The 6,121-nt window shown below is 63.2% G+C and carries 6 protein-coding genes; all 6 read right to left on the reverse strand.

Annotated features, from left to right (window positions below):
- Nucleotides 1-84 precede the first annotated feature (84 nt).
- Nucleotides 85-753: an anti-sigma factor gene (locus tag EN750_RS14845; RefSeq protein WP_127396862.1), complete on the reverse strand. Its 669-nt coding sequence runs from the start codon at nucleotides 751-753 to the stop codon at nucleotides 85-87.
- Complete coding sequence (locus EN750_RS14850; protein ID WP_127396863.1) at nucleotides 750-1,316, reverse strand: sigma-70 family RNA polymerase sigma factor; 567 nt, start codon at nucleotides 1,314-1,316, stop codon at nucleotides 750-752. The genes EN750_RS14845 and EN750_RS14850 overlap by 4 nt, the downstream gene beginning before the upstream one ends.
- 168 nt (nucleotides 1,317-1,484) lie before the next feature.
- On the reverse strand, nucleotides 1,485-2,324 hold the full coding sequence (locus tag EN750_RS14855) for an alkaline phosphatase family protein (RefSeq protein WP_127396864.1): 840 nt from the start codon (nucleotides 2,322-2,324) through the stop codon (nucleotides 1,485-1,487).
- Between the two features lie 98 nt (nucleotides 2,325-2,422).
- Entirely contained in the window at nucleotides 2,423-4,012 is a 1,590-nt protein-coding gene (locus tag EN750_RS14860; protein WP_127396865.1) for an ABC transporter substrate-binding protein, read from the reverse strand.
- Nucleotides 4,013-4,194: 182 nt separating this feature from the next.
- Nucleotides 4,195-5,850, reverse strand: a complete 1,656-nt coding sequence (locus tag EN750_RS14865; RefSeq protein ID WP_127396866.1) for an ABC transporter ATP-binding protein — start codon at nucleotides 5,848-5,850, stop codon at nucleotides 4,195-4,197.
- On the reverse strand, nucleotides 5,850-6,121 hold a 272-nt coding region (locus EN750_RS14870), incomplete at its 5' end, for an ABC transporter permease subunit (RefSeq protein WP_127396867.1). The genes EN750_RS14870 and EN750_RS14865, both read right to left, overlap by 1 nt.

Genomic DNA, 6,121 nt, shown 5'->3' on the forward strand with positions numbered 1-6,121 from the left:
GGATTGGGGTCGTTGGTCTGCGCCGACGCGGGCACGACGATTGCCATCGCCGTCGCAAGCACTGCCGCAAATCGAATGACCGCCTCAGCCGCCATCAACGGGTTTCCTTCCCTCGATCACAGTTTCCGTGAAAGCCTGGGCGGCAACAAGGTCGATTTGCCTGGTGTAGTCGGCTGCGTTGGCAGCCGGGATGCCAAGCCGGAACACGCCGGCGGCGGTCGGTCCGCCGATGATCTTCAGCCCGCTGCTGCCGAGGAAGGCGGATATGTCCGACATCTTGGCATCCGGCTTGAACTTGACCAGGGCGAACGGCATTTTCGCCGGATCGTTTTCCGCGCCGGCAATCTCGAAATCATTGCCCTTGCCGCCGGGTTCGACAAACGACTGCACCATGACCAGGGCCAGCAGAACCGCGGCTGCTGCCCAGGCGACACCGACCGGCACCGCCATGAAGCGGCCCCAGGCCTGCGCCAGCCACGACGATCCTGCCGGCTTGCGCGCAGGCCCGGCCTCGGCGTCGAGTGCCTTGGCAAAGCGGCTGAGCGCATCGGTCGGCGGCCGGATTGCTTCGTTGGCGGCCGTGGCGCCGGAGAATTCGGCTTCAGCCTCGCCAAGGGCGGCAAGTGCGGCCGGATCGCTGGCCAGCCACTCCTCGACCGCTTCCAGGTCGGAACCTTCCAGCGAGCCGTTCAGGTAGAATGGCAGCAGCGTTTCCATTTCGTCGCGGCGCGACATCTTTTCAGCGGCACTCATGGCCACCCCCTGTCGTAACCGGCGGCCTTGATGGCCTCGCCGAGTTTCTTGCGGGCGTAGAACATCCGGGTCTTGACGGTGGCGACCGGAATGTCGAGCACCTCGCCGATCTCGCTCACCGACTGTCCGTGATAATAGGCAAGATCGATGACCACGCGATGCTCTTCGGGCAAGGCGTCGACGAAGCGCCGCAGGGCGGCGGCCTTGTCTTCCTTCATGGTGACGACTTCCGGCGTGTCCGCGCCATCGGGCACCGCGGCGGCGGCCTCGTCGTCGATCCAGTCTTCCTTCTTCTTGCGCAGAAAGGACAGCGCCTTGAAACGGGCGATGCCGAGCAGCCATGTCGAGACTTCGGAACGCCCTTCGAAGCCGGGCGCCTGGCGCCATAGCTCGAGGAAGACTTCGTTGGCGATATCGTCGGCCATCATTTCCGATCCCGTCTGGCGCGCCACGAAGCGGTAGACCCGCGCGTGGTGACGCATGAACAGGAGCCGCACGGCGGCACGGTCGCCTTTCGCGACCCGGTCGACGAGAGCGCGATCGGTCTCCGTCGCTGCCGTCATGGCCGGTCGAGCCGCCTGGCTCCTGTCTGCTCTGTCGCTGATCGGTCCAAAAAGGTTCATCCTCCGCCAAGGAATTTTTGGGAGGCTAACCGAAGTAAGGAAGTGTTGCCAGAGGCAGGGTCTTCCCTTCCCCCACAAGGGGGGAAGGGAAGAGTTCTGCGCGCCCGCTCACTCCAAGAAAGATTTAGCCTTCATCGTCTCCGGTATTGCCACACCCAGCCGGCTCAGCACTGTCGGCGCCAGTTGCAGCTGGTCGAGCAGCGCGTCGGCCTGCGGACCCTTACCTTGTCCAAAATAATACAGCGCGAAATCCTGCATCTCGTCGTCATGGCCGCCATGATGGCCACGATCGGTCTGGCCGTGATCGGCGGTGACGATCACCTCATAGCCGGCTTCGATCCAGCGCGGCAGGAAGGCGGCCAGCATCCCGTCCATCGCATAGACGGCATGGTCCATCTCGTGGCAGTCGTGGCCGAAGCGGTGTCCCATCGAGTCCAGCGTGCAGGTGTGCAGGATGCCGTAGTCGATGCCATGGCGTTTCGTCAGCATCGTCAGCGTCGCGAACAGGTCGACATCGCTCGGCGTCATCTGGTTGCGAAGATTGTAACCGGTCATGGTGTGGAAGCGGCCATGCGTGATCGACCCGCCTGGCTCGTCGAACTCCATGTCCTCGACCACGTCGAACGGATAGGCGCGGAAGAATTCCGACCAGTAGGAATGCGTCACCGCCCCCGTCTTGCCGCCTGCCTTGCTGACTTCGGAAAAGATATCGGGCTGCTCGACGCGGAACCGGTTCTCGTTGGAGAGAATCCCGTGCACCTGCGGTGAGACCCCGGTGTGGATCGACGCATAGCAGCAGGCCGAGGTCGACGGCAGCACCGAGCGCATCTTCCAGACGCGCGCCTCGCCCGATTGCACCCAGCCTTCGAGATTGCCCATCAGCCGGCGCCAGTTCCGGTAAGGCACGCCGTCGAGGATGATCAGCAGAAGCTTGGACTTGAGCGCCACGGGCTGCTCCATGCGGTTGGCAGTTGAAACGGGAACGCCGTGTGCCGTCTTGAGCACACGGCGTTCTTGATAGATGAAATCGGACGATCAGAGTCCGCTCAAGCGTTGAGCCAGCACTCGGCAAGCGCGTAGCCGTCCATCATTTCGCCGATAGGGCTCTTGGCATAGCCGCCGATCTTGCTGGTGGCGGCCGCGTCGATGAACTGGTTGAAGAAGGGCACGATCAGCCCGCCTTCGTCACGCATCATCACTGCCATGTCGTGGTAGATCGCCTGGCGCTTGGCCTGGTCGAGCTCGCCGCGCGCGGTAAACAGCATCTTGTCGAATTCCGGCCGCTTGAAGCGCGTGTCGTTCCAGTCGGCTGTCGAGACATAGCCGGTGGAATACATCTGGTCCTGCGTGGCGCGTCCGCCCCAGTAGGAGAGCGAGAAAGGCTGCTTGTTCCAGACCTCCGACCAGTAGCCATCGCCGGGCTCGCGCTTGATCTCGATCTTGATGCCGGCTTTGGCGCAGGACTGCTGATAGAGCTGTGCGGCATCGACCGCGCCCGGGAAGGCGACGTCCGAGGTGCGCAGCACGATCGAGCCGCTGTGGCCTGACTTCTTGTAGGCTGCCGCCGCCTTGTCCGGATCGAACTTGCGCTGTTCGATGTCGGGGGAAAACAGCGGATAGGCCTCGTTGATCGGAAAGTCGTTACCCACTGAGCCATAGCCGCGCAGGATCTTTTCCAGCATCTCGTCGCGGTCCATGGCCAGCTTCAGCGCCATGCGCAGATCGTTGCCGTCGAAAGGTGCGGTGTCGCAGAACATGTTGAACGGATAGTAGCCCTTGCCCGAGACGTTCTCGATGGAGACGCCCGCGATGCGCTTGACGAGATCGACGACCTTCGGCTCGACGCGGTTGATCATGTGCACCTGGCCGCCCTGCAGGGCTGCAAGCCGTGCGGTCGCATCATTGATGACGATGATCTCGACCTGGTCGGCATGGCCGGCCTTGTCGCCCAGCCAGTAATTGGCGAAACGCTCGCCGCCATGGCGCACGCCTGGCTGGTTGACGCTGACCTTGTAGGGTCCGGCGCTGATGCCGGCATTCGGATCGTCCTTGCCGCCATTCGGCTGGATGGTGAGATGGTAGTCGGCCATCAGATAAGGGAAGTCGGCATCGGCGTCGCCGAGCGTGACGATGACTTCCTTGCCGCTCGCCTTGACGCCCTTGATGTTCTTGAGGATGCCGAGTGCTCCGGACTTGGACTTCTCGTCCGCATGGCGCTCGATGGTGGCGGCAACATCCTCCGCGCCGACCGTCTTGCCATTGTGGAACTCGATGCCGTCTCGGATCTTGATTGTCCAAGTCTTGGCGTCGGCCGAGGCGCCAATCTCCTCGGCAATCAGGTTGACCAGCTTGTTGTCCGGTGTGAGGCGCACGAGATACTCGCCCCAAAGCTTGCCGAAGCTGAAGGTAACCTGGCTGAGGTTCAGTGCCGGATCGAGGCTGTTGGTCGATTCACCGCCCTGCAGGCCGGCCTTGATGGTGCCGCCCTTGACCGGCGTTTGGGCGAAAGCCTTGCCGGCCAATGCCGGTATCAGCGCTGCCGACACGCCGAGCGCGGCGGCGCGCCCAAGAAAGGCGCGGCGCGATATCCGGCCTTGACCTGCGAGTTCGGCGAGATAATCGAGTTCAGTCTTCATGTCCTACCCCTGTTTTAAAAGTCGTGCGAGCAGCGCTCGTCCCGAAGGACGTTTGGCGCTCTTGTGTTGCATCCGGATGACGGTCGCCGGCGCCCCATGTGGCGGCTTGGTCTGGTGCAATTCCCAGGGGAAGCGCCATGCGCTTCTTCTGGGAGAACCGGTTCCAGTTTCCCCGAATTGCTTTAGTTGCCCGCGCTGGTCATGCGCCGTCCCTTGATTGCCTTTTCCAGCCAGCCGATTTCCATCTCTGGAACCGAGGAGAGCAGCAGGTCGGTGTAGGCGTCGAAGGGCGGGCTTAGCACCTGGCTCTTGGGGCCGTAGCGCACCACCTCGCCGCGATACATAACCGCGATCGAATCGGCGATCGACTTCACCGTGGCGAGGTCGTGCGTGATGAAGAGGTATGCGACGTTCTCCTCCTTCTGCAAATCGAGCAGCAGCTTGAGGATGCCGTTGGCGACCAGCGGATCGAGCGCAGAGGTCACCTCGTCGCAGATGATCAGCTTCGGCTTGGCGGCAAGCGATCGGGCGATGCAGACACGCTGTTTCTGGCCGCCGGAAAGTTCGGCCGGATAGCGGTCGGAAAAGCCCTTGCCCATCTCGATCTTGTCGAGCAGTTCGGCGACGCGCCTGTCGCGCTCGCGGCCGCGTATGCCGAAATAGAATTCGAGCGGCCGGCCGATGATGGTGCCGACGGTCTGGCGCGGGTTCATCGCCACGTCGGCCATCTGGTAGATCATCTGCAACTGGCGCAAATCTTCCTTCGGCCGGTCAACCAGCCGATTTGCCAGCGGACGCCCGTCGAAGGTGACGGTGCCCTGTTCGGGCGGCAGCAGGCCAGTGATGGCGCGTGCCAGCGTCGATTTGCCGGAGCCTGACTCGCCGACGACGGCCAGCGTCTGACCCGGATAGATGTCGACCGAGACGTTCTTCAGCACCTTGATGTCGCTGCGGCCATAGGCGGCGGTGACGTTCTTCACCGACAGGAATGGCGACGTGCCGGGTTTCTGCTCCTGATGCTCGATCTCATGCACCGAGACCAGCGCATTGGTGTATTCTTGGCGCGGCTCCTTGATGATCTGCCTTGTGCCGCCCCATTCGACCAGCCTTCCATGGCGCAGCACCATGATCTCGTCTGAGACCTGGGCGACGACGGCAAGGTCGTGGGTGATGTAGAGCGCAGCGACATGGGTGTCGCGGATGGCATCCTTGATCGCCGCCAGCACGTCGATCTGCGTCGTCACGTCGAGCGCCGTTGTCGGCTCGTCGAAGACGATCAGGTCCGGCTCGGAGCACAGCGCCATCGCCGTCATCACGCGCTGCAACTGGCCACCCGAAACCTGGTGCGGAAAGCGCTCGCCGATGGTTTCAGGGTTCGGCAGGCTGAGCTTCTTGAACAGCGCAACCGCGCGCTTCTCGGCCTCGGCCCGCGTTGCCGTACCGTGCAGCAGCGTGGCTTCCACCACCTGGTCCATCAGCCGGTGCGCCGGGTTGAAGGCGGCTGCCGCCGATTGCGCGACATAGCAGACCTCGCGGCCGCGTAATTTGCGGAAGCCGTCCTTGCCGCCCTTGAGGATGTCGCGGCCGTTCAGGATCACCTCGCCGCCGGTGATGCGCACGCCGCCGCGGCCATAGCCCATCGACGACAGGCCGATGGTCGACTTGCCGGCGCCGGACTCGCCGATCAGGCCGAGCACCTTGCCTTTTTCAAGCGTCAGCGAGACATCGTGCACCAACACGATGTTCTTTGGCGGCTCGCCGGGCGGGAAGACGGTGGCTTCGATGCGCAGGTTGCGGATGTCGAGCAGCAGGCCTGATTTCGCTTTGGTGTCGGCCATCACCCGCGTCCTCCCTTGAGGCTGGTCGTCCGGTTGAGCACCCAGTCGGCAACCAGGTTGACGGAAATCGCCAACAGGGCGATCGCCGCCGCCGGGATAAGCGCGGCCGCGATGCCGAAGACGATGCCATCCTTGTTTTCCTTGACCATGCCGCCCCAGTCGGCGTCCGGTGGCTGCACGCCAAGGCCGAGGAACGACAGCGTCGACAGGAACAGCACGGCATAGATGAAGCGTAGGCCGAGTTCCGAAACCAGCGGCGACAATGCGTTGG

The organism is Mesorhizobium sp. M7A.F.Ca.ET.027.03.2.1, assembly GCF_003999175.1.
Lineage (GTDB): Bacteria > Pseudomonadota > Alphaproteobacteria > Rhizobiales > Rhizobiaceae > Mesorhizobium.

What these genes read in the sequence shown, in the direction of transcription:
- EN750_RS14865 (WP_127396866.1), bottom strand. Translation starts at nt 5,850, where the DNA reads ATGGCCGACACCAAAGCGAAATCAGGCCTGCTGCTCGACATCCGCAAC.
- EN750_RS14845 (WP_127396862.1), bottom strand. Translation starts at nt 753, where the DNA reads ATGAGTGCCGCTGAAAAGATGTCGCGCCGCGACGAAATGGAAACGCTG.
- EN750_RS14850 (WP_127396863.1), bottom strand. Translation starts at nt 1,316, where the DNA reads ATGACGGCAGCGACGGAGACCGATCGCGCTCTCGTCGACCGGGTCGCG.
- EN750_RS14860 (WP_127396865.1), bottom strand. Translation starts at nt 4,012, where the DNA reads ATGAAGACTGAACTCGATTATCTCGCCGAACTCGCAGGTCAAGGCCGG.